Source organism: Providencia sp. PROV141 (assembly GCF_028481645.1).
In the GTDB taxonomy this organism is placed as follows: domain Bacteria; phylum Pseudomonadota; class Gammaproteobacteria; order Enterobacterales; family Enterobacteriaceae; genus Providencia; species Providencia rettgeri.
The window spans coordinates 129,611-152,037 of sequence record NZ_JAMPPR010000014.1 but is presented as its reverse complement, the minus strand read 5'-3'; the positions used below and the strand labels follow the sequence as shown (position 1 = coordinate 152,037).

The following is a 22,427-nucleotide window of genomic DNA, read 5'->3' as shown; positions in this document are numbered from 1 at the left end:
ACAATAAGTATGCGAATACGGGGTAAGATCAAACTTATGTTTAATTATTAGCGATATATTTTGATACACACTAGTTTTTAGCACTTTTTCAGCGTTATGATAGCGACTTAACAGTTTGTTTATTTGGAGAGTAAAATGACTGATGCGATTAACCGTTGTAGCGCGGATGAAACCGCAGCCTGCTGCTGTGTAGATGTAGGAACAGTATTGGATAATAAAGACTGTACTGCGTCGTATCAGCATGTTTTTGCTACACAAGGTGAAGCTGAAACCATGCTGAAAACACTCACAGAAAAAGCAAAATCTGTTGAGTCTGATCCTTGTGTAATAACCCATTCTATTAAGCCTGTAGAGGGTGGTGCTGAGCTGACGGCTGAATTTAGTTTTAGCTGTGAAGCAGAAAGCTTAATTTTTCAATTAGGCCTTCGTTAATCAAACGTTTGAATTTGCTCTGATTTGCCTTTTATCGCTAAAACGGTGGTCTGATTAACACTCAGTGATAAAAGGCTTCCTTCATCCCCTCATTTTCCCTTACTGCAATTTGTTGCGTTTTTACTCTAAGTTGCGTACCTGCTCGCATTTTTAATTAATACCCATTGATAATTGTGAATTTTATGTTAACAATCATTACAGGTCAGACCTCTTTATCCGGTTAGTGAGTTAGTTAACTATAATTTTCATTTTTGCTTTAGCAGGAGCGACCATGAATCAACATCTCCACCATGGTGAAAATACAGATAAAACAAATGAAAGGATCGCCATTGTCAGTGGTCTACGCTTGCCTTTTGCAAAGCAATCTACGGCATATGCAGGAATTCCAGCAGTCGATTTAGGTAAAGCGGTAGTTGCTGAGTTATTAGCCCGTAGTGATTTAGACAAAAACCTGATTGAGCAACTGGTATTTGGCCAAGTGGTACAAATGCCCGAAGCGCCTAATATTGCGAGGGAAATTGTTCTCGGAACAGGTATGAGCGTCTCAACGGATGCTTATAGTGTATCCCGAGCGTGTGCGACGAGTTTTCAAGCAATTGTTAATGTTGCACAAAGTATGATGGTAGGTGATATTTCTATCGGTATTGCTGGCGGGGCGGATTCATCTTCTGTGCTTCCTATTGGCGTATCAAAAAAATTGGCAGAGACATTGTTAGCTTTAAGTAAAGCAAAGTCTGTTGGGCAAAAATTATCACTGTTAACGAAATTACGCTTGAAGGATTTAGCGCCTGTCGCACCGGGTGTTGCGGAATACTCTACGGGGCTACGCATGGGGGATACCGCGGAGCAAATGGCGAAAAGTTATCAGATCAGCCGAGCCCAGCAAGATGAACTCGCTCATCGTTCGCATATGTTAGCGGCAAAAGCGTGGGAAAATGGCGTTTTAAATGATGAAGTTATGACTACCTATATGCCTCCCTTTAAGCAAGCATTTTCCCAAGATAACAATGTGCGTACAAACTCAGTCTTGTCATCTTATGCGAAATTAAAACCTGCATTTGACCGCAAGCACGGTAGCGTTACTGCAGCAAATAGCACGCCGTTGACGGATGGTGCCGCTGCGGTGTTGATGATGACAGAATCTCGAGCAAAATCGTTGGGTTATACACCGCTTGGTTATATTCGAAGTTATGCGTTTTCCGCGATAGACGTATGGGAAGATATGCTATTCGGGCCTTCTTATGCCACACCACTCGCTTTAAAACGAGCAGGGTTATCGTTGCAAGACTTATCCCTGATTGACATGCATGAGGCCTTTGCTGCGCAAACTCTTGCTAATTTACACATGTTTGGTAGCCGTAAATTCGCTCAAGAGAAACTGGGAATGGACCACGCAATTGGCGAAGTGGATATGGAAAAATTTAATGTCTTAGGCGGTTCTATTGCTTATGGGCACCCATTTGCGGCGACAGGCGCACGAATGGTGACACAAACCCTAAATGAGTTACGTAGACGCGGTGGTGGGTTTGGGTTAACGACAGCTTGTGCTGCGGGTGGTTTAGGTGCAGCAATGATTTTAGAGGTGGAATAATGGCTCAAAATTCTGCTATAGAAGTTACAAGAGAAAAAACACAACAGGCCTTTAGCTTAGAAATTTATGACGAAAATGTGGGGGTGATCTTCATTGATGTCCCCAATGAAAAAGTAAATACACTAAAAGCGCAGTTTACGGAGCAATTCCTGGCGATTTTACAACAAGCGCAGTCTACCTCAGGTTTGAAAGGGCTAGTTATTACCTCAGGAAAAAAAGACAATTTTATTGCAGGCGCTGATATTAGCATGATAGCAGTCTGTGAAAATAAATCCCAAGCCAGTGAGCTGTCAAAAGCAGGTCACGTACTGTTTGATAAAATCGATAACTACCCATTGCCTATTATTGCTGCGATACATGGTGCGTGTTTAGGGGGTGGGCTAGAACTTGCTTTGGCATGTCATGCGCGGGTTTGTTCCAATGATGATAAAACGAAATTAGGCTTGCCTGAAGTACAATTGGGGTTATTACCTGGCTCCGGGGGAACTCAGCGTTTACCTCGGTTGATTGGTATTCCGCATGCATTGGATTTAATGCTGACAGGCCGCCAGCTAAAAGCTAAACAGGCGCTGAAAATAGGGTTGGTTGATGATGTGGTTCCTGAGCCTATTTTACTCGACGTTGCGGTGAAAATGGTGAAAAAAGGGGGCGTTCAGCGTCCCGCTATCCATTGGCAACAGCGTTTATTAAGCAGCAAATTACTACGTAATAAAGTGTTTGAGAGTGCCAAACAAAAAACACTAAGCAAAACTAAAGGCCATTATCCAGCCCCAGAAAAAATTATTCATGTTGTGAAAACCGGCATGAATAAAGGTTTGCAAGCAGGCTATGCGGAAGAAGCGAAAGCTTTTGGTGAGCTCGTGATGACACCAGAGTCTGCTGCATTACGTAATTTATTTTTTGCGGTTACTGCATTAAAAAATGAAACGGGGGCACAAGCAACACCATTGAAAATTGATCAAGTTGGTGTACTTGGCGGCGGGTTGATGGGGGGAGGAATTGCTTATGTCACTGCGTTTCAAGGTAAATTACCCGTCCGCATAAAAGATATTTCAGACAAAGGCGTCACTCAAGCCTTGCGTTATAGCTGGGATCTACTGACCCAGCGAGTTCTCAAGCGGCGATTATTAGCCCGAGAACGTGCAGCTGTTATGGCTAAGGTATCAGGCACATTAAATTATCAAGGGCTCGAAAACGCAGATATTGTGATTGAAGCCGTATTTGAAGATTTAGCACTGAAACAAAAAATGGTTGCTGAAGTTGAAAAGATGTCGAAACAGCAAGTCATTTTTGCTTCTAATACATCATCTTTACCTATTCACCAAATTGCACAGAAAGCGGCTCATCCAGAAAAAGTGATTGGCCTACACTATTTTAGTCCTGTCGATAAAATGCCTTTAGTGGAAGTGATCCCTCATCAACAAACAGATGAAACTACAATTGCGACAGTGGTTGCTTTAGCGAAACGCCAAGGTAAAACAGCGATTGTTGTGGGGGATGATGCAGGCTTTTATGTCAATCGCATTTTAGCACCATTTTTATGTGAAGCCGCGCAATGCCTTGTTGAAGGTGAATCAATTGAACACATTGATCGCGCTTTAGTTGAATTTGGCTTCCCTGTTGGGCCATTTAATTTGTTAGATGAAGTGGGCATTGATGTAGGAACAAAAATTTTACCGATTTTAGTTGAACGTTTTGGTGAGCGTTTTAAGGCGCCTGATATCCTCGACAAAGTGGTTAAAGATGACCGTAAAGGTAAGAAAAACGGCAAAGGTTTTTATGAATATGGTCATCACACCAATAAGTTGTGGTTTTGGAAAAAAGCCAGTAAACGTCAAGTTGATAAAACCATTTATTCACTAATTGAAGTGGTTCCCAACAATAAACTGACTAAAGCGGATATTGCACAGCGCTGTGTCATGATGATGCTTAACGAAGCTGCCCGCTGCCTTGATGAAAACATCATTAGAAATGCTCGTGATGGAGATGTGGGAGCGGTATTTGGTATCGGTTTCCCGCCCTTCTTTGGTGGTCCGTTTAGGTATATGGATAGCCTAGGGATTGCAAAAACGGTGGAAACTCTGAATAACCTCGCCGTGAAATATGGTGATAAATTCCAGCCTTGTGAATTGCTATGTGACATGGCAGAGAATAATCGAACCTTTTTTTCTGCCAATGTAGAAGGTGGGGTTGATGTAATAAAACCAAGTAATGAACAATAATGGCGTGGTGAGCTAGCCTATTAACTGTTTGTTGCTTTGTTCAATAAAACCAATCAATGCCTGATACCAAACATATTTTTGGTTATCAGGCTTTTTTACGTAAAGCTCGTATGATTAGAATAAATCATTATATTAAATTTAACTAATTGATAATAAATACTAAAATTTAACATGCGACATGGCCTGCTAAAAAAACATACACAAAAATTTACTCAAATCATTTTCTTTGTTGATCATTTCATGCAGAATCACATTTCACCCCAACTGATGGTTACTTTTACAACAATTAGCTTAACAACAAAAGAATAACCGCCTTAATCAGGTAGGTTACTCAGATGGTGGATTATGCAAGTTTATATTATGCGTCACGGTGATGCAGCGATACACGCGCCTAGCGATGCTGAGCGCCCATTGACACAAAAGGGAAAAGACGAGTCAGTATTGATGGCTCAATGGCTACAGAATCAAGGTATTAAAATTGATTCGGTATTAGTGAGCCCCTATTTAAGAGCAGAACAAACTCGGCAAGTTGTGAGCCAGCACCTTGATTTGCCAGCAAAGTCGGAAGTTTTAGGGCAATTAACGCCAGGAGGGAATGCCGCATTTGTGGCTGACCATATTCGCGATATTGCTGTGCTAGGCGCAAATGCGATATTGGTTGTATCTCATTTGCCACTGGTTGGCTATTTAGTGTCGGAGTTGTGCCCACATAAAGAACCACCGATGTTCACGACATCAACAGTGGCATGTGTTGATATTGATGTGGCTCATCAAAAAAGTCAGTTTGAATGGATGTTGAGCCCATCTCAATTGCTATTTGCTAAATAATACAGAACAACATGAGCGCTTAGCGGCGAGCGCTCTCAGCAGTTTCTATAAGCAGCAATAAGGCTGCATTACCGCCCCATTCTTTAGGTGCTTGGTGAAAAGCAATAATATCAGGATGTTGGGCAAGCCAGAGTGGTGTTTGCTGCTTTAAAACATGTTTACCATGGCCGTGCATAATGCAGGCGCAATAGACATTTTCACGCTTACAGGCCGCAATAAGCGCGCCAATTTCTTGCTTTGCTTCCATTTGTGTTAAGCCATGTAAATCTAAAAACAACTCCGGAGCGTAGTCACCGCGGCGAAGTTTTTTTAATTCATAAGGATTAGCATCAGGCCTTAAATAACGCGTTGGGCCTTCATTTTCAAGTTGAGGTTGAAATTCATCTGAAAAATAAAAAGAGGCGTCAACCTGTTCCTGTATGATTTTTTTATTGGATGGTTGTGTCACTTTGGCGCGGACAGGTGCGTGCAGGACTTGGTCCTGACGGATTTTTTTTGCTCCATTAATGGCTTCTTTGAAAAGACGAACATCTTCATCTTCTAGACCAAATTTTTTCTTCATAATTTTACTAATATATTTTTGTGATTAATTTTTCTGGTTGGTAGTGTAACTCATTTTTGATGAATGGTGATAATCGCAGATTGTTCGTGTGAAGTAACATATTTATAACCTTTTTACAGGTAAGCATTGACAAAAGGGGACTTGCTAGTCTAATTGTATATACATATCTATACGATTTATTAATGCAATGAATAAAACTGAATTCAACAACAATAGGAAAAGCGATGGTATTCAAAACACACTCTCGGGATGTCGTTTGGCGTAATGGCCGTATTGCCACTATGGATCCAGTACTATCAGCCCCTTATGGACTGATTAATCACCATGATTTAGTTGTTCGTGATAATAAAATAGTTGCAATTGTTCCTACTCAAGACATTGAATTGAATGACTGCGAAGTTATTGATGTCGAAGGTAAATTAATAACTCCTGGATTAATCGATTGCCATACACATTTAGTTTTTGGCGGCGACCGAGCTTCTGAATGGGAACAGCGAATGAATGGGGTTTCTTATGAAACTATTAGTGCGCAAGGTGGCGGAATTAATTCGACTGTGCGTGAAACCCGCAAAATGAGCGAGAACGAATTATTTGATCGGGCAAAGCCAAGGCTCGAAGCATTAATTCAAGAAGGTGTCACAAGTATTGAAATGAAATCAGGCTATGGGCTCGACTATGAAAATGAAGAAAAACAATTATTAGTCGCAAAGCAGTTATCTGCACAATATCCTATTTCAGTCAGTTCAACTTTACTTTCTGCTCACACTGTCCCCGCTGAATATAAAGATAAACCTGATGAATATATTGATTTGATTTGCCAAAAAATCATGCCTGAATTATGGGAAAAAGGCCTGTTTGAGGCAGTAGATGTTTTTTGTGAAAGTGTGGGATTTTCCCTTGCTCAAAGTGAAAAGTTATTTTCAGCGGCTCAGAAGTTAGGGATCCCAGTAAAAGGGCATGTGGAGCAGTTATCAAACTTAGGTGGCAGCGAGTTGGTTGCCCGCTACAAAGGTTTGTCGGTTGACCATATTGAATATTTGGACCTAGAAGGGATTAAAGCACTTAAAGCGAGCGGAACCGTAGCCGTCTTATTGCCGGGGGCATTTTATTTTTTACGGGAAACCAAACTACCACCAATTGAGCTGTTACGGGAACATGACGTTCCTATGGCGGTCTCAACAGATTTTAACCCAGGTACCAGCCCTTTTGCCTCATTGCGTATTATTATGAATATGGCGGCCGTATTATTTAAGCTGACACCTGAAGAGATATGGGCAGGGGTGACACGTAACGCTGCGAAGGCGTTAGGCCGCGAAAATAGCCATGGGCAATTAAAAGTGGGTTTTGTTGCGGATTTTGTTGTGTGGAATGCGCAAGAGCCTGTAGAAATGATTTATGAACAAGGGAGTAACCCACTGTTCATCAGAGTACATGAAGGCAAAATTACCCATCGTAACGGCTGAAATGGGTGGGCTGCAGTTCTAACCATAACAATAATGAATAGCGGTGAATGAGGTTGTTTGCCGCTTTTTACCCTAAAAATTTGCTGTTTTTTGTTTGTTTTTATTAAAATTACATCATTTAATTATGTTAATGCTTAATAATTAAGCATGATGTTTTTATTCGCGACTGTCAGGATAAAAAATGTCCGATAGCACTAAGGTCGTGTTGTATGCTATTCAACGAATAGCATATTAATACTTAAGATTTTAATCATTAAATTGGAAATGACTGTGACAGCCGATAAAAAGGATAAACAAGGGACACCACTCCCGCTATATTTGCAAGTGAAACAATCGATAATTGAAAAGATCCACACCGCAGAATGGCAAGCAAATGACCGTATTCCATCCGAGTCTGAGCTCGTGACACAGTTTCAATGTAGTCGAATGACTGCTAACCGGGCACTACGTGAATTAACCGCTGAAGGGTTATTGGTTCGCTTGCAAGGTGTGGGAACCTTTGTGGCTGAGCCAAAAGGGCAATCTGCACTATTTGAAATACACAGTATTGAAGCGGAAATACTAGCAAGAAACCACAAATACAGCTGCAGGATAATTAAGCTCGAAGAAATTCAAGCGTCGCCCGCGCTGGCAAATGAGTTAAATATCAGCCCAGATACCATGGTGTTCCATTCGATTATTGTCCATTTAGAGAATGATGTCCCTGTTCAAATTGAAGACCGATATGTCAATGCGTTAGCAGCTCCGGATTACTTACAGCAAAATTTTTTATCGATTACACCACATGATTATTTGTCTCAAGTGGCTCCTTTAACACAAGGGGAGCATATTGTGGAGGCCGTGGAGGCAGATGAACGTTCCGCGAGGTTATTGCAAATTAATACAGGTGCATCTTGCTTGTTAATTACAAGACGTACTTGGTCTCAGTCCTTTACGGTGACAAGTACAAAATTATTGTTCCCGGGTCACCGTTATAAGCTGAAAGGCAGTTTCACGTCATAAGTTTTTTTCACCACGTCAAAGCATGGGCGGAATGATATAAAACATATTTTCCGCTTATCATATCGAGTGCATGCCTTCTCTACCTATTTTGTGTGAATTTATTGTAAATCAAATGTGATCTGGCAAGCAGATTTAGAATAAAGAAAATACAGCAAAATATCAGATGATTTATTTATTTCATTGTTTTATTTGACTAAAAATATTTTTATATCATATTTTTTTAATCTTTATGTTAAAAGATTAATTGATCGTACATGTATATACAACTATATCTATAGGAACAAGAAAAGGTAGCTAATGGACAGATAAAAGAGGGTATACAAGTGACAGCACTGAATAATAAATATCGAAATATCGAAATTAGGGCACCGAGAGGGAATACATTAAATGCCAAAAGTTGGCTGACAGAAGCTCCATTACGCATGTTAATGAATAACCTTGACCCTGATGTTGCAGAAAACCCTCATGAATTAGTGGTATATGGCGGTATTGGGCGAGCAGCACGTAATTGGCAATGCTATGACCAAATTGTCGAGTCCCTGAAGCAGCTTGAGAGCGATGAAACGCTGCTGGTTCAGTCAGGTAAGCCTGTCGGTGTTTTCAAAACCCATGAAAATGCACCACGTGTTTTAATCGCCAATTCAAATCTCGTACCACATTGGGCAAATTGGGAGCATTTCAATGAATTAGATGCGAAAGGTCTTGCCATGTATGGGCAAATGACCGCAGGTAGCTGGATCTATATCGGTAGCCAAGGCATTGTTCAAGGAACGTATGAAACCTTTGTGGAAGCCGCTCGCCAGCACTTTAACGGTGATTTAACTGGGCGTTGGGTATTAACAGCAGGGCTTGGTGGAATGGGGGGAGCCCAACCTCTTGCTGCCACACTGGCGGGTGCCTGTTCATTGAACATTGAGTGCCAACAAAGCCGTATTGATTTCCGTTTAAGAACTCACTATGTGGATGAACAAGCGGCTGACCTTGATGATGCGTTAGCGCGTCTGAAAAAATACACATCGGAAGGAAAAGCCATTTCTATTGCACTATGCGCCAATGCCGCTGAAATTCTTCCTGAGCTTGTCAAACGTGGGGTAAAACCAGATATGGTGACCGATCAGACAAGTGCTCATGACCCTTTGAATGGTTACTTACCCATTGGTATGAGCTGGGAAGAGTACCGTGAACGCAGTGTTCAAGACCCGCAAGCCACTGTATTGGCTGCAAAAAAATCTATGGCTGAACATGTTAAAGCGATGCTGGCATTTAAACAGCAAGGCATTCCCACCTTTGATTATGGAAATAATATCCGTCAAATGGCTCTGGAAATGGGCGTAGAAAATGCGTTTGATTTCCCCGGTTTTGTACCTGCTTATATCCGCCCGCTATTTTGTCGCGGTGTTGGTCCATTCCGCTGGGTTGCGTTATCAGGAGATCCTGAAGATATCTATAAAACAGATGCGAAAGTGAAAGAGTTACTGCCGGATGATAAACACTTGCATCGCTGGTTGGATATGGCTCGTGAACGTATTAGTTTCCAAGGTTTGCCAGCGCGTATTTGCTGGGTTGGTCTTGGGGATCGCGCTAAATTAGGTTTAGCATTCAATGAGATGGTAAGAAGCGGTGAGGTTTCAGCGCCGATTGTTATCGGTCGTGATCACTTAGATTCAGGTTCAGTAGCCAGCCCAAATCGTGAAACAGAATCAATGAAAGATGGTTCTGATGCAGTTTCAGACTGGCCATTACTTAATGCGTTATTAAATACAGCCAGCGGGGCAACGTGGGTGTCTTTACATCACGGTGGTGGCGTAGGTATGGGCTTCTCTCAGCACTCTGGCGTGGTAATTGTGTGTGATGGAACGGATGAAGCAGCAGAGCGCATTGCCCGAGTACTGCACAATGACCCTGCAACTGGTGTCATGCGCCATGCCGATGCAGGCTATGACATTGCTATCGCATGTGCGCAGGAAAAAAATCTTAATTTACCGATGATTAAAACACGTTAAGGAGTGCCATTAATGACTAAGTTAACTATTCACCCAGGAAAAATGACACTCGAAGACCTGCGTATTGTTTTCCAACAATCGGTAACAGTGGCATTAGATAAACGCGCTCACGGTGCTATCGAGAAAAGCGTTGCGACGGTCAATAAAATTATTGAAGAAGATAGAACCGCTTATGGTATCAATACCGGCTTTGGTTTACTTGCTAATACGCGTATTGCGACTAAAGATTTACAATCATTACAACGCTCTATTGTGATGTCTCACGCTGCTGGTGTGGGTGAACCGTTAGATGATGACCTCGTGCGCTTAATCATGGTTCTCAAAATTAATAGCTTAGCGCGTGGTTTTTCAGGGATCCGCCTTGAAGTCATTAATGCTTTGATTACATTAGTAAATGCGCAAGTTTATCCATTTATTCCTGCGAAGGGGTCAGTGGGGGCTTCTGGAGACTTAGCGCCATTGGCTCATATGAGTTTAATTCTGTTAGGAGAAGGAAAGGCGCGTTACGAAGGCAAATGGATTTCAGCGAAAAAAGCGTTAGAAAAAGCAGGGTTAGCGCCACTAAAATTGGAAGCCAAAGAAGGTTTAGCGTTATTGAACGGCACGCAAACATCGACGGCTTTCGCGTTAAAAGGGTTATTTGAGGCAGAAAAATTGCTGCTATCTGGCATTGTTTGTGGTGCGCTTAGCGTTGAAGCCACATTGGGCTCTCGCAAACCCTTCGATGCTCGAGTGCAAGAAGTTCGAGGGCAAAAAGGGCAAATTGATGTTGCGGCGATGTTCCGTGATGTTTTATCACCGACCAGTGAATTGGCGAAGTCTCATGAAAACTGTGTGAAAGTGCAAGACCCCTATTCATTACGTTGTCAGCCGCAAGTGATGGGCGCTTGTTTAACCCAAATTCGCCAAGCAGCTGAAGTGATATTAATTGAATCGAATGCTGTGTCGGATAACCCGTTAGTCTTTACTGATAATGGCGATATTATTTCAGGCGGTAACTTCCATGCAGAGCCTGTCGCTATGGCAGCCGATAATATTGCGTTGGCATTAGCAGAAATCGGTGCGCTATCCGAACGCCGCATTGCATTACTAATGGATACCCACATGTCACAGTTGCCACCTTTCTTAGTGAATAACGGGGGGGTTAACTCAGGATTTATGATAGCTCAAGTCACCGCGGCTGCATTAGCCAGTGAAAACAAAGCATTAGCCCACCCTTCGAGTGTTGATAGCCTGCCGACATCAGCCAACCAAGAAGACCACGTATCGATGGCGCCTGCGGCGGGTCGTCGTTTATGGGAAATGGCAAAAAATGTCACGGGTATTTTAGCCATTGAATGGCTTTCAGCGTGTCAGGGAATGGATTTCCGTGAAGGTTTGAGGTCGAGCGAAACCTTGGAGAAGGCACGTAAAACATTGCGTGACCAAGTGGCTTACTATGATAAAGACCGTTATTTTGCCCCTGATATCGAAGCGGCAATTAATTTAATTAACCAATATAAACTGTCTGCGCTGTTCAAGGCTGGCGCTGTTTTCCCTAACTAGTTTATCAAGCAAATAAAAGGTGGCCGGCAATGTACTGGCCGCCTGAAGTATTTATCTGCACGACAATAAAATAATACGAAGGATAAATCATGCAAAGCACATCACAACTTGCGCGAGGGCTTTCTGCGCGTCACATTCGATTTATGGCTTTAGGTTCTGCGATTGGTACAGGTTTATTTTATGGTTCAGCTAAAGCAATAGAAACCGCTGGGCCTGCGGTATTACTCGCTTATATTATCGGCGGTGCCGCTGTATTTATGGTCATGAGAGCACTGGGTGAAATGGCGGTTCATCGACCACTTGCGGGGTCGTTCTCACAGTACGCCAGCCATTATTTAGGGGCGAGAGCCGGTTTTTTTGCGGGTTGGACTTATGTTTTTGAAATGCTCATTGTTTGCTTGGCAGACGTGACGGCATTTGGTGTATATATGAAGCTGTGGTTTCCTGAGGTTGCACAGTGGATCTGGGTGTTGAGCATTATTTTCTTTATTGGTGCAATAAACCTATGCCATGTGAAAACCTTCGGCGAAATGGAGTTTTGGCTGTCAATCATTAAAGTTATCGCGATTATTGCGATGATTGTTGGTGGTGCCGCCATAATGATGTTTGGTTTTGGCCAAGCGGCTGACCATGCGGTTGGGGTATCGAACTTATTTATTCACGATGGATTTATGCCAAATGGTATTGGTGGGGTGATTGCGTCCTTTGCCGTGGTGATGTTTGCGTTCGGGGGTATTGAAGTTATTGGTATTACAGCGAGTGAAGCGAAAAACCCTGAAACCACGATTCCAAGAGCGATTAATGCAGTACCAATTCGTATCTTACTCTTTTATGTTCTGACTTTATTTGTCTTGATGTGTATTTACCCATGGAACCAAATTGGGCAGCAAGGTAGCCCGTTTGTGCAAATTTTCGATAGCTTAGGTATTCAATCTGCGGCGAATATCTTAAATATTGTGGTAATCACTGCGGCAATTTCGGCAATTAACAGCGATATCTTTGGTGCTGGGCGTATGATGTATGGCATGGCACATGAAGGACAAGCACCAAAAGCCTTTACCAAGCTGACAAAAAATGGTGTACCTTGGATGACGGTATTAGTGATGGTCGCGGTATTGCTGGTGGGTGTGGTATTGAACTATATCATCCCTGACGATGTGTTTGTGGTGATTGCGTCAATTGCGACGTTCGCAACGATTTGGGTATGGTTGATGATTTTACTGTCGCAGTTTGCAATGCGTAAAAAAATGTCGCCAGAAGAAATTAGCCAATTAAAATTCCCTGTGCCTATGTGGCCTGTCGCTCCTATTTTAGCTATCGCATTTATGGTATTTGTCTTTGGTGTCTTGGGGTATTTTGAATCGACACGAATTGCATTATATGTCGGCATTGTTTGGTTAGTATTACTGACTATCGCCTATGCACTTTGGGTGAAAAAACCAGCGAAAGAGGCGGAAGTGGTACTGCAAAACGAAAGCTAGTATTGTGACTTCCTTGCTGAACTTATTATTTTTCTTCACGCCCTTTAGCTAAAATAAAGGGCGTTTTTACGTCTAAACCTGTTTTAATAAGTGTGATAACCAGATTCCCTCGGCAAATTTTATTACATTAATCTGCTGATTTGTCTTTCACTTCGTGGCAAACTTTAGCTATTCATATATTCCCTTTCAAAATACAGGCTGGAGAACCCCTTCTTGGAAAAGATTTTCGTTGATGAAGCCGTTGCAGAACTTCATACCATTCAAGATATTTTACGTTGGACGATGAGCCGCTTTAATGCTGCCAATGTGTACTATGGTCATGGTACAGATAACCCATGGGATGAGGCGCTACAATTGGTGTTACCAACACTTTACTTGCCTCTAGACCTGCCCGATGAGCTATTAACATCTCGCTTAACGCCAACAGAACGCCACCGCATTATTGAGCGAGTCTTGCGACGTATTAATGATCGTATTCCGGTTGCATATCTGACTAATCGCTCATGGTTCTGTGGCCATGAATTTTTTGTTGATGAACGAGTGCTTATTCCTCGCTCGCCAATTGGAGAATTAATTAATAACCACTTTGTTGGCTTAGTGGCGGATGAACCACAAACTATTCTTGATTTATGCACCGGAAGTGGTTGTATTGCGATTGCTTGTGCTTATGAATTCCCTGATGCAGAAGTCGATGCGGTTGATATTTCAAGTGATGTGCTAAGCGTTGCTGAGCAAAATATTGCTAATCATGGTTTAGAACACCGGGTGATACCGATTCGCTCTGATTTATTCCGTGATATGCCAGAGGTCAAATATGACCTGATCGTGACAAATCCACCGTATGTTGATGCGGAAGATATGGACGATTTACCGGAAGAGTTTCGCGTCGAACCTGAATTAGCACTAGCTGCTGGAAGTGATGGTTTGAAACTGGTGCGTCGTATTTTAGCGAATGCACCGCGTTTTCTGACGGAAGAAGGGGTTTTAGTGTGTGAAGTGGGTAACAGCATGGTTCATCTGATTGAACAATATCCTGAAATTCCATTTATTTGGCTCGACTTTGAATACGGCGGTGATGGTGTGTTTATGTTAACTCGTGAACAACTTGTTGAGCATCACGCACATTTTGAGCTTTATATCGATTAATCAACAGTTGCGTGATGTTCTAAGATCATGTAATCAATAATAACGACACAACGATATAATAATTAACAACCAAAATTCTTGATAAAACAAGAATGGCTTAGAAGAGGAAACTCCGATGGCAGGAAATTCAATTGGGCAACTGTTTCGTGTGACCACATTTGGCGAGTCACATGGCGTTGCATTAGGTTGCATTGTCGATGGGGTTCCCCCAGGCTTAGCACTGACAGAAGCAGATTTACAAAAAGATTTAGACCGTCGTCGCCCGGGAACATCACGTTATACGACTGCGCGCCGTGAGCCTGACCAAGTGAAAATTTTATCAGGTGTCTTTAATGGTGTGACAACCGGAACTAGCATTGGCTTACTGATTGAAAACACTGACCAACGCTCGCAAGATTATGGTGCAATCAAAGACGTGTTTAGGCCCGGCCATGCAGATTACACTTATGAACAAAAATATGGCCAGCGTGATTACCGTGGTGGTGGTCGCTCATCAGCACGTGAAACGGCAATGCGTGTTGCCGCAGGCGCGATTGCGAAAAAATATTTACAAGAAAAGCTCGGCGTGCAAATTCATGGGTGTTTAACGCAAATGGGGTCAGTCGCATGTGAAATTAAAGACTGGTCAATCGTCGAAGAAAATCCATTTTTTTGTCCAGATCCCAGCAAATTAGAGGCTCTTGACGAGTTATTGCGTGGTTTAAAGAAAGAAGGTGATTCGATTGGCGCTAAAATTACCGTTATTGCAGAGCATGTGCCTGCGGGCTTAGGTGAGCCGGTATTTGACCGTTTAGATGCCGATCTCGCTCACGCGTTGATGAGTATTAACGCGGTGAAAGGTGTGGAAATTGGTGATGGCTTCGGTGTTATTGCGCTCAAAGGCAGTGAAAACCGTGATGAAATTACCCGTAATGGCTTCACATCAAACCATGCAGGCGGTATCTTAGGCGGTATTAGCAGTAGCCAGCCTATTATTGCGCATATTGCGTTAAAACCGACATCCAGTATTACCGTTTCAGGTAAAACACTCAACCGTGATGGCGAAGAAGTTGAAATGATCACCAAAGGGCGTCATGACCCTTGTGTGGGGATCCGTGCAGTACCGATAGCAGAAGCGATGATGGCGATTGTTCTAATGGATCACTATTTACGTCATCGTGGTCAGTGCGCGGATGTAACGCCAGCAATGGAACCGTTTGAGTAATCGTTTTACTGTATGTTATGTAGTGCTACGGAGCGGCCTAATTAGGTCGCTCCATTAATGATGAAGGTTCGGATGAAGCCTCCTAAAAATACCTCATCTAGGTTGTGATATTACCAAACCTGTTTGGCGATATATTCACATCAACATCATGATATTTCTTCTCTTTGGATAGTAAAATGGATTGGCTAACCGCCGTTGCTCCTGAAGTTTACGCTTTACTCTTCTTTGTTGCGCTATTTGCAGGGTTTATTGACTCCATCGCGGGTGGTGGTGGGCTATTAACGATCCCAGCTCTGTTATCCGTGGGAATCACACCAGTTGAAGCGTTAGCAACCAATAAATTGCAAGCTGTTGGCGGTTCGTTTTCTTCAACACTCTATTTTGTCAGGCGCAAAGCCATAGATTTACGAGAACAATTGTTTCCGTTCATTATGACCATGATTGGTGCCATGCTGGGTGCGATTGTCATTCAAATGATTGATACCGCGTTCTTAAAACAACTGTTGCCTATCTTGGTGATTTGTGTCGGTTTATACTTTTTATTAACGCCATCAATCGGTGTGCAAGACCGCCAACAACGAATCAGCATGCCATTTTTCGGGGTGGCAATTGGGATGACACTGGGCTTTTATGATGGTGCATTTGGCCCCGGAACTGGTTCCTTTTTGGCGTTAGGCTATGTTCTGCTGCTCGGCTATAATCTTGCTAAAGCCACCGCCCACGCGAAGTTACTTAATTTTGCCTCTAATTTTGGCTCTTTAGTGTTCTTTATTATCGGGGGTCATGTTCTTTGGGCATTAGGTTTTGTTATGCTAATCGGCCAAATGGTTGGCGCTCGTTTAGGTGCGCGTTTGGTCTTAACCAAAGGACAAAAACTGATCAGGCCAATGATCGTGGTGATTTCGTTACTGATGAGTATTAAATTACTCCATGATAGCCATGGTGACGTGATTAAAGCTTGGTTTCTCTCATTATTTTAAGATGATTTAAATTATTCATGAGTACACATAATTATCAGGATCTAATCAATATCTTTGATGAATGTTTTGGTGTGACATATAACACCAGGCTGGTAAAAGGGGATGATGAACCCATTTATTTACCTGCTGATGAGGCTGTGCCTTATCATCGTATCGTATTTGCACACGGTTTTTTCACCAGTGCGCTGCATGAAATCTCACATTGGTGTATCGCAGGGGAAGCAAGGCGCCAGCAAGTCGATTACGGCTATTGGTATTGCCCAGACGGTCGAGATGAAAAAACACAGTGTGAGTTTGAAGTGGTAGAGATTAAACCTCAAGCGCTAGACTGGCTGTTTTGTGTTGCTGTTGGCATTCCATTTAATGTCAGTTGTGACAACTTAGAAGGGGATTTTGAGCCTGACCGCATTGCGTTTATGCGCAAAGTTCATGCGCAAGTGATGCTTTATTTAGAAAATGGTATCCCTGAACGCCCATTACGCTTTATTAATGCGTTACAATTGTTTTACAATACGCCACCTCTTTGTGCAGAAGCTTTTCCTTATCCGGAAGATATTTTTGCCTAATGAACACACATTTAAGTAAGGATTAAGCATGCTTGCGGATTTAGAAACACGCATACTAACGAAGATTGATGATATGGTTGAGCACGCGAGTGATGATGAACTCTTCGCTGGCGGCTATTTGCGTGGTCACTTAACCCTTGCTGTGGCTGAGCTGGAAGAAGAAAACGAAATCAGCTCTGAAGCATTATATCAACGTGTCGAAGTCAGTATTCAAAATGCCATCAAAGCTGGCGAATTGACACCACCAGACCAAGTACTGGTATTAGATATGTGGAAAAACTTATTAAATAACGCAATTTAATTTGTAATGTTATACATTGAAAGCGGGGAACCCCGCTTTTTTGTTAGCTAAATTTTGTTGTGAGTAAAAATGATGGCGAATATTCGTTTAGCAATCCCCCTCGATGCCAAACATCTTCCTACCGTAGAAATTTCTGCAGGGCAGGCATTCACGAGTATCGAAAAATATCAATGGCTTGCCGAAGGTGATGGGCAAACAGAGCAAGACCACCTCGATTTCATTTCCGAGCAATTAGAATGGGTTGTAGTGAATGATTGTGATGAACCAATTGGCTTTATCAATGCTGAAGATCATCATACTAGCCTACATATTTGTGAGGTTTCTGTCTGCCAGCAATGGCAGGGGCAGGGGTTGGGTAAAAAGCTGATTAAGCAGGTCCTTGATGCCGCTTTGGCACGGAATATCACGGTAGTGACATTGACCACTTGCCGTGATGTACCTTGGAATGCACCTTATTACCAACGCTTAGGTTTTAAAATTCTTGAAATTAATGAGTTAACCACCGAGTTACAGGCTATTTTACAGTCTGAAGTCGAGGCGGGGTTTGCCGCTGAAGACCGTTGTGCAATGGCTATCTCATTAACATAAGGTATTAATAAGGGAGTTTAATCGGGCGACCTAATAATAATTTCCTTACCCAAAAACGGTTTGGGTTCAATTCTGCAAGGGTTTCATCGTCAAGCGGAAGTATTTGCCCAAAAATTTGAGCAGCGAGCAATTCCGCACAAAGGGGGGCAGTGGATAACCCTCTTGACCCTAATGCCCCAAAAATAAATAAATTCGGGTGCACAGGCGCTAATGCAATAGATTGTTCTTTGGCTATTTTACTGGGTAAATCATGGTAATGTGCCAGATGTTGTTCAAAATCAGGCACATTGCCTAATAAAGGGAAGTGGTCGCGGATAACACAACGAATACCTTGGCGTGAATGTTGCTGCGAGATGTCGATGTCCCTAGGCCAAGCCACATCAGGTAGGTTATCAATTAGTTTTTGGCGGTTTCCTTGTTGCTCTTCTTCACTATAATCTAAATCAAGTCGCTCACGTTGGTAGCTAGCACCTAAGCAATGTTGTGTACCAGAGGCATCGGCAGGGGTTAAATACCCTTCAAAGCACAGAACATTTTTCAGTTGTTGTAAGGTGTGATTGGTGGGAATGTGGCTCACTTGCCCACGCACAGGTGAAATGGGTAAATTGCTGGTTTGAGAAAATTGACGCAGTTTGTGCCCATTGGCAATAACGACAGTTGAGTGAACACGTGTTAGCTCGTTTTGCGATCCTGTTACCTCAACCAATAGCTGCCAATCTTGTTCAGTTTGTTTTAATTCCACCACATTATGTTCAAAACAGAAGGTAACGCCTTTTTGCTGCAAATATTGCTGCAAACTCTCACAAAATTGGGCGGGGCAAAGCCATCCTCCAGATGCATAATGAATGCCATCATGGTTGACATCAATGCCACAGATATCACTCAGTTGTAGACGGTTTTTACCCATAGCAAAATCGTCAGGCCACTCGGTTTCTAACATTCCCGCTATTTTACGAGCCACTTTATCGTTATACGCTAATTGGCTGACACCACACCATTGCCCTTCAAATGCGAGCCCTTGTTTTTCCAATTGATGGTAAAAGCGAGAAGCAAAAGGGAAAGCACTGACAAAAAAGCGCTCAAGTGGGTCGTTATTGCCGGTGAGTAAGGGGTAAATAGCGCCTTGGCGATTGCCAGAAGCATTCTGTGCAACTTGGGCATCTTGGCAGTATAAGGTGACTTTAGCACCGCGGTTATGAAGAGCGTAAGCCGCCGTTAAACTGGCGAGCCCACCGCCAATGATAGCAACATCCGTTGGGTTGTCTGCTTTTCGTCTTGTGAACCAAGGAGTTGGGATATCAATTTCTTTTTCAGCTAATACTCCAGTTAACATTTCTCGCTTGTTACCAAAGCCTTTAACTTTTTTAAGTGTGAAACCAGCTTGTTGCAGGCCTCTCTTGACCGCACCTGCCACGGTAAATGTCGCAAAAGTCCCATTGAGACGGGCTAACGTTGCCATGTTAGTGAACAGTTGTCCATTCCACATTTCGGGGTTTTTTGAGGGTGCGAAACCATCTAAAAACCAAGCATCTATCTTATTGTTTAAGTTGTTTTTTAGTAAAGATATTTGCTCATTAACATCGCCAAACCATAAATCTAATATGATATGGCCATTTTCTAAAATGATCCGTTGGTTACCCGGTAAGGCTTGTGGCCAGCTTTCACAAAGGGTTTGCGATACGTCAGCAAGCTCAGGCCAGCAGCGATGTGCAGCGATTAAATCTGTTTTTGTTAAGGGGTATTTTTCGAAACTGATGAAATGTAGTTGCTGCAATGCTGCATTTGGATTTTCGGCTTTAAATTGGTTAAAAGATTGCCATAATGCTAAAAAATTCAAGCCTGTACCAAACCCTGTTTCGGCAACTACGCAGGTTGCAAAAGGGTGCGTCGCAAAGCGGTCAGGAAAATGATTTCCTTGCAAAAATACATGGCGAGCTTCTTCTAGGCCATCTTGGTTAGAAAAATAGATATCTGCAAACTGTTCAGACATAGGAGTACCTTCGTCATTCCAGCTTAGGCGTGCGGTTTGTACAGCGTTCTTTTTCACGGTAAGCCTACATTGTTTATATAATTTCTAAATTTTACCGCTGATATCGGTGTAAGGCTACCGCCATAAAAATGTCTTATTAGCGTCACAAAGAAAAAAATACAAATATTTACCCTGATCGGACTTGTTCAGCGTACAAGTGTAAGCTAAAGTGACAACCTGTAATCCCGCAATCATATAATTATAGTCATGAGGTAACGAATGAAGCGTGCAGTCATCACTGGTCTAGGTATTGTTTCCAGCCTTGGTAATAACCAGGAAGAAGTACTGGCTTCTCTGAAGGAAGGTCGTTCCGGGATCACTTTCTCAGAAGAATTCAAAGAGGCAGGGCTACGTAGCCATGTCTGGGGTAATGTCAAAAACTTAGACCCGAAAGACTTAATCGACCGTAAAATTTTCCGTTTTATGAGTGATTGCTCCGCCTATGCTTATTTATCAATGGAACAAGCGATTGCGGATTCAGGTTTAGCAGAAGAACAAGTTTCAAATTTACGTACAGGTATTGTTGTTGGCTCTGGTGGTGGTTCTCCACGCAACCAAGTTGCGGGTTCTGACGGTATGCGTGCCAAAGGTTTACGCGGTGTGGGCCCATACATGGTAACTCGTGCGATGGCATCGGGTATTTCTGCTTGTTTAGCAACACCGTTTAAAATCAAAGGTGTAAACTACTCAATCAGTTCTGCTTGTTCAACATCAGCGCACTGTATTGGCCATGCGGTTGAATTGATCCAATTAGGCAAACAGGATGTCGTTTTTGCTGGTGGTGGTGAAGAACTGAGCTGGGAAATGACCTGTGAGTTTGACGCGATGGGCGCATTGTCGACTAAATACAATGAAACGCCAGACAAAGCATCAAGAACTTACGATAAAGACCGTGATGGTTTCGTTATCGCAGGTGGTGGCGGTATCGTCGTCGTTGAAGAGTTAGAGCACGCTTTAGCTCGTGGTGCGCATATCTATGCTGAAATTGTTGGCTATGGTGCAACGTCTGACGGTGCAGATATGGTTGCGCCATCAGGTGAAGGTGCTGTACGCTGTATGCAAATGGCAATGCAAGGTGTTGAAAAAATTGATTACATCAATACACACGGTACATCAACGCCAGTGGGTGACACCAAAGAGTTAGAAGCTATCCAAGAAGTGTTCGGTACTAACTCTCCTGCAATTTCTGCAACGAAAGCGATGAGCGGTCACTCATTAGGTGCTGCGGGTGTCCACGAAGCAATTTACAGCTTGCTGATGTTAGAACACGGCTTTATTGCACCAAGCATTAACGTCGAAAATCTAGATGAGAAAGCCGCGGGCCTGAATATCGTGACTAAACCAACGGAACAAGCGCTGGAAACAGTCATGTCTAACAGTTTTGGTTTCGGTGGAACTAACGCCACATTAGTGATGAGCAAATACAAAGCATAATTTGTATAATGCTAACTAATTGAATAAACGAGAACCCTGGTTCTCGTTTTTTTTGTTTAATCACTACCTCCGCCATCTCCTCCCCCTGAATCGGACGATGAACAATCTGAACTTGAATTATCATTAGAACAATAATGGTTGTTTGAGCGGTGGTTATTATCACTGGATGCGCTGTCATAATAAGGGGGCGTGTAGTTTGAACTCGAATTATTTGAATTCGCTCTATATGCAGTTTCTTTCACATTTTTACGCACTTCAAATATTTGACTTTTGCCTTTTGACCAGCCAATAGTCACCAAAGTGGTATTTTTCTTTACGCTGATATGCAGCATTTTGCCACAAAAAATATGCATTTTACCCAGCGCTTTTATTTGAATATAACCGCTGTCTTTTTCCGTGATAGTTACGGGTTTTTGGCTATGAATGGTGTAACGGTCGCCATAGACATCAATGGTACGCGTATACGCTAACGGTTTCGGCTGGATATTAAAAAGGATGAAAAGTAATCTATCGAACATTATATTTAATATTTTAATGAATGAGCCTAACAAAATAATTCATCAAAAATCTTTCTTCACTCGTCTTTATCTGATTAAACAGTTGTAGTTCATTGTTCGAATAATAAATCATCACTTTATGCAATTTTTGGTAGGGTATTTATGCCATGATGACGACGAGATCAAAGACATTAGGGGGATTATATGAATTTCACAAGATGTAGATATTGGAAAAATGACTTTAATATTTTAACGCATCGTGTACTTAAAATTATTACCACGAAATTTAGTAACATGATTTATAGAGTGAGAAATTGTTCTATTTCCTGCCCATTATTTACTAAAAAGCACACAAGTAGGCAACAGATAAACGGCCATGTACTGCCTAATTTTATCTATCGAAACGAAGTGATAGCCAGTGCTAGCCAAGTCATTCGTTCTCATGAGTCGCTGTACTCAACATATTAAAAATAAAGTCGAAATACAAAATTTAAGTAAAAAAATGCCCCAAAATCACACTGGGGCAAAGTTTTACAGAGATTGTATGAACAGT

General features: G+C 42.4%; 19 protein-coding genes. 16 read left to right on the top strand and 3 right to left on the bottom strand.

All coding sequences use genetic code 11. From position 1 onward, the window contains the following. The first annotated feature begins 135 nt into the window (after positions 1-135). The 4 genes from PSF09_RS09355 to sixA all read left to right on the top strand — a co-directional run bounded on the left by PSF09_RS09355 (position 136) and on the right by sixA (position 5,073). Positions 136-432: a YfcZ/YiiS family protein gene (locus PSF09_RS09355; protein WP_210836365.1), complete on the top strand. Its 297-nt coding sequence runs from the start codon at positions 136-138 to the stop codon at positions 430-432. Between the two features lie 271 nt (positions 433-703). Then, on the top strand, positions 704-2,023 hold the full coding sequence (fadI, locus tag PSF09_RS09350; RefSeq protein ID WP_272683806.1) for an acetyl-CoA C-acyltransferase FadI: 1,320 nt from the start codon (positions 704-706) through the stop codon (positions 2,021-2,023). Further along, positions 2,023-4,245, top strand: coding sequence for a fatty acid oxidation complex subunit alpha FadJ (gene fadJ, locus PSF09_RS09345; protein ID WP_272683805.1), 2,223 nt, complete (start codon positions 2,023-2,025; stop codon positions 4,243-4,245). The genes fadI and fadJ overlap by 1 nt, the downstream gene beginning before the upstream one ends. 345 nt (positions 4,246-4,590) lie before the next feature. After that, complete coding sequence (gene sixA, locus PSF09_RS09340) at positions 4,591-5,073, top strand: phosphohistidine phosphatase SixA (RefSeq protein WP_272664611.1); 483 nt, start codon at positions 4,591-4,593, stop codon at positions 5,071-5,073. A 19-nt stretch (positions 5,074-5,092) separates the two neighbouring features. On the opposite strand, the gene smrB is transcribed toward sixA, so the two are convergent. Continuing rightward, positions 5,093-5,635 (bottom strand): endonuclease SmrB, encoded by a 543-nt coding sequence (gene smrB / locus PSF09_RS09335; protein ID WP_210836373.1) that lies wholly within the window; start codon positions 5,633-5,635, stop codon positions 5,093-5,095. A 224-nt stretch (positions 5,636-5,859) separates the two neighbouring features. Here smrB and hutI point away from each other — a divergent pair, with 224 nt between their 5' ends. From hutI to PSF09_RS09280, 11 genes are all read left to right on the top strand, one after another. Then, on the top strand, positions 5,860-7,098 hold the full coding sequence (gene hutI, locus PSF09_RS09330; RefSeq protein ID WP_272683804.1) for an imidazolonepropionase: 1,239 nt from the start codon (positions 5,860-5,862) through the stop codon (positions 7,096-7,098). A 264-nt stretch (positions 7,099-7,362) separates the two neighbouring features. Next, positions 7,363-8,100, top strand: coding sequence for a histidine utilization repressor (gene hutC, locus PSF09_RS09325; RefSeq protein WP_210836383.1), 738 nt, complete (start codon positions 7,363-7,365; stop codon positions 8,098-8,100). Positions 8,101-8,423: 323 nt separating this feature from the next. Next, positions 8,424-10,103 (top strand): urocanate hydratase, encoded by a 1,680-nt coding sequence (gene hutU / locus PSF09_RS09320; protein WP_272683803.1) that lies wholly within the window; start codon positions 8,424-8,426, stop codon positions 10,101-10,103. A gap of 12 nt (positions 10,104-10,115) precedes the next feature. Then, a complete protein-coding gene (hutH, locus tag PSF09_RS09315; RefSeq protein WP_272683802.1) occupies positions 10,116-11,648 on the top strand; it encodes a histidine ammonia-lyase in 1,533 nt (510 codons plus the stop codon). A gap of 89 nt (positions 11,649-11,737) precedes the next feature. Further along, positions 11,738-13,129, top strand: a complete 1,392-nt coding sequence (locus tag PSF09_RS09310; RefSeq protein WP_272683801.1) for an amino acid permease — start codon at positions 11,738-11,740, stop codon at positions 13,127-13,129. A gap of 213 nt (positions 13,130-13,342) precedes the next feature. After that, positions 13,343-14,275 carry a 50S ribosomal protein L3 N(5)-glutamine methyltransferase gene (gene prmB / locus PSF09_RS09305; RefSeq protein WP_210836390.1) on the top strand — a complete coding sequence of 311 codons (933 nt, stop codon included), beginning with the start codon at positions 13,343-13,345 and terminating at the stop codon, positions 14,273-14,275. Positions 14,276-14,390: 115 nt separating this feature from the next. Next, positions 14,391-15,479 (top strand): chorismate synthase, encoded by a 1,089-nt coding sequence (gene aroC / locus PSF09_RS09300; protein WP_004257206.1) that lies wholly within the window; start codon positions 14,391-14,393, stop codon positions 15,477-15,479. 176 nt (positions 15,480-15,655) lie between these two features. Beyond that, positions 15,656-16,459: a TSUP family transporter gene (locus tag PSF09_RS09295; RefSeq protein ID WP_004912371.1), complete on the top strand. Its 804-nt coding sequence runs from the start codon at positions 15,656-15,658 to the stop codon at positions 16,457-16,459. Positions 16,460-16,476: 17 nt separating this feature from the next. Further along, complete coding sequence (locus PSF09_RS09290; RefSeq protein ID WP_109911530.1) at positions 16,477-17,025, top strand: elongation factor P hydroxylase; 549 nt, start codon at positions 16,477-16,479, stop codon at positions 17,023-17,025. Between the two features lie 28 nt (positions 17,026-17,053). After that, complete coding sequence (locus PSF09_RS09285) at positions 17,054-17,326, top strand: YfcL family protein (RefSeq protein WP_210836397.1); 273 nt, start codon at positions 17,054-17,056, stop codon at positions 17,324-17,326. A gap of 69 nt (positions 17,327-17,395) precedes the next feature. Further along, positions 17,396-17,914, top strand: coding sequence for a GNAT family N-acetyltransferase (locus PSF09_RS09280; RefSeq protein WP_272664617.1), 519 nt, complete (start codon positions 17,396-17,398; stop codon positions 17,912-17,914). A gap of 4 nt (positions 17,915-17,918) precedes the next feature. Here the strand turns inward: PSF09_RS09280 and mnmC are convergent, their stop codons facing one another. Continuing rightward, positions 17,919-19,961 (bottom strand): bifunctional tRNA (5-methylaminomethyl-2-thiouridine)(34)-methyltransferase MnmD/FAD-dependent 5-carboxymethylaminomethyl-2-thiouridine(34) oxidoreductase MnmC, encoded by a 2,043-nt coding sequence (gene mnmC / locus PSF09_RS09275; RefSeq protein WP_272683800.1) that lies wholly within the window; start codon positions 19,959-19,961, stop codon positions 17,919-17,921. A 201-nt stretch (positions 19,962-20,162) separates the two neighbouring features. Between mnmC and fabB the strand changes: the two genes are divergently transcribed. Beyond that, entirely contained in the window at positions 20,163-21,377 is a 1,215-nt protein-coding gene (gene fabB / locus PSF09_RS09270) for a beta-ketoacyl-ACP synthase I (RefSeq protein WP_272683799.1), read from the top strand. Positions 21,378-21,433: 56 nt separating this feature from the next. Here fabB and PSF09_RS09265 read toward each other — a convergent pair whose 3' ends face one another. Beyond that, positions 21,434-21,895, bottom strand: coding sequence for a hypothetical protein (locus tag PSF09_RS09265; protein WP_272683798.1), 462 nt, complete (start codon positions 21,893-21,895; stop codon positions 21,434-21,436). Positions 21,896-22,427: the final 532 nt, after the last annotated feature.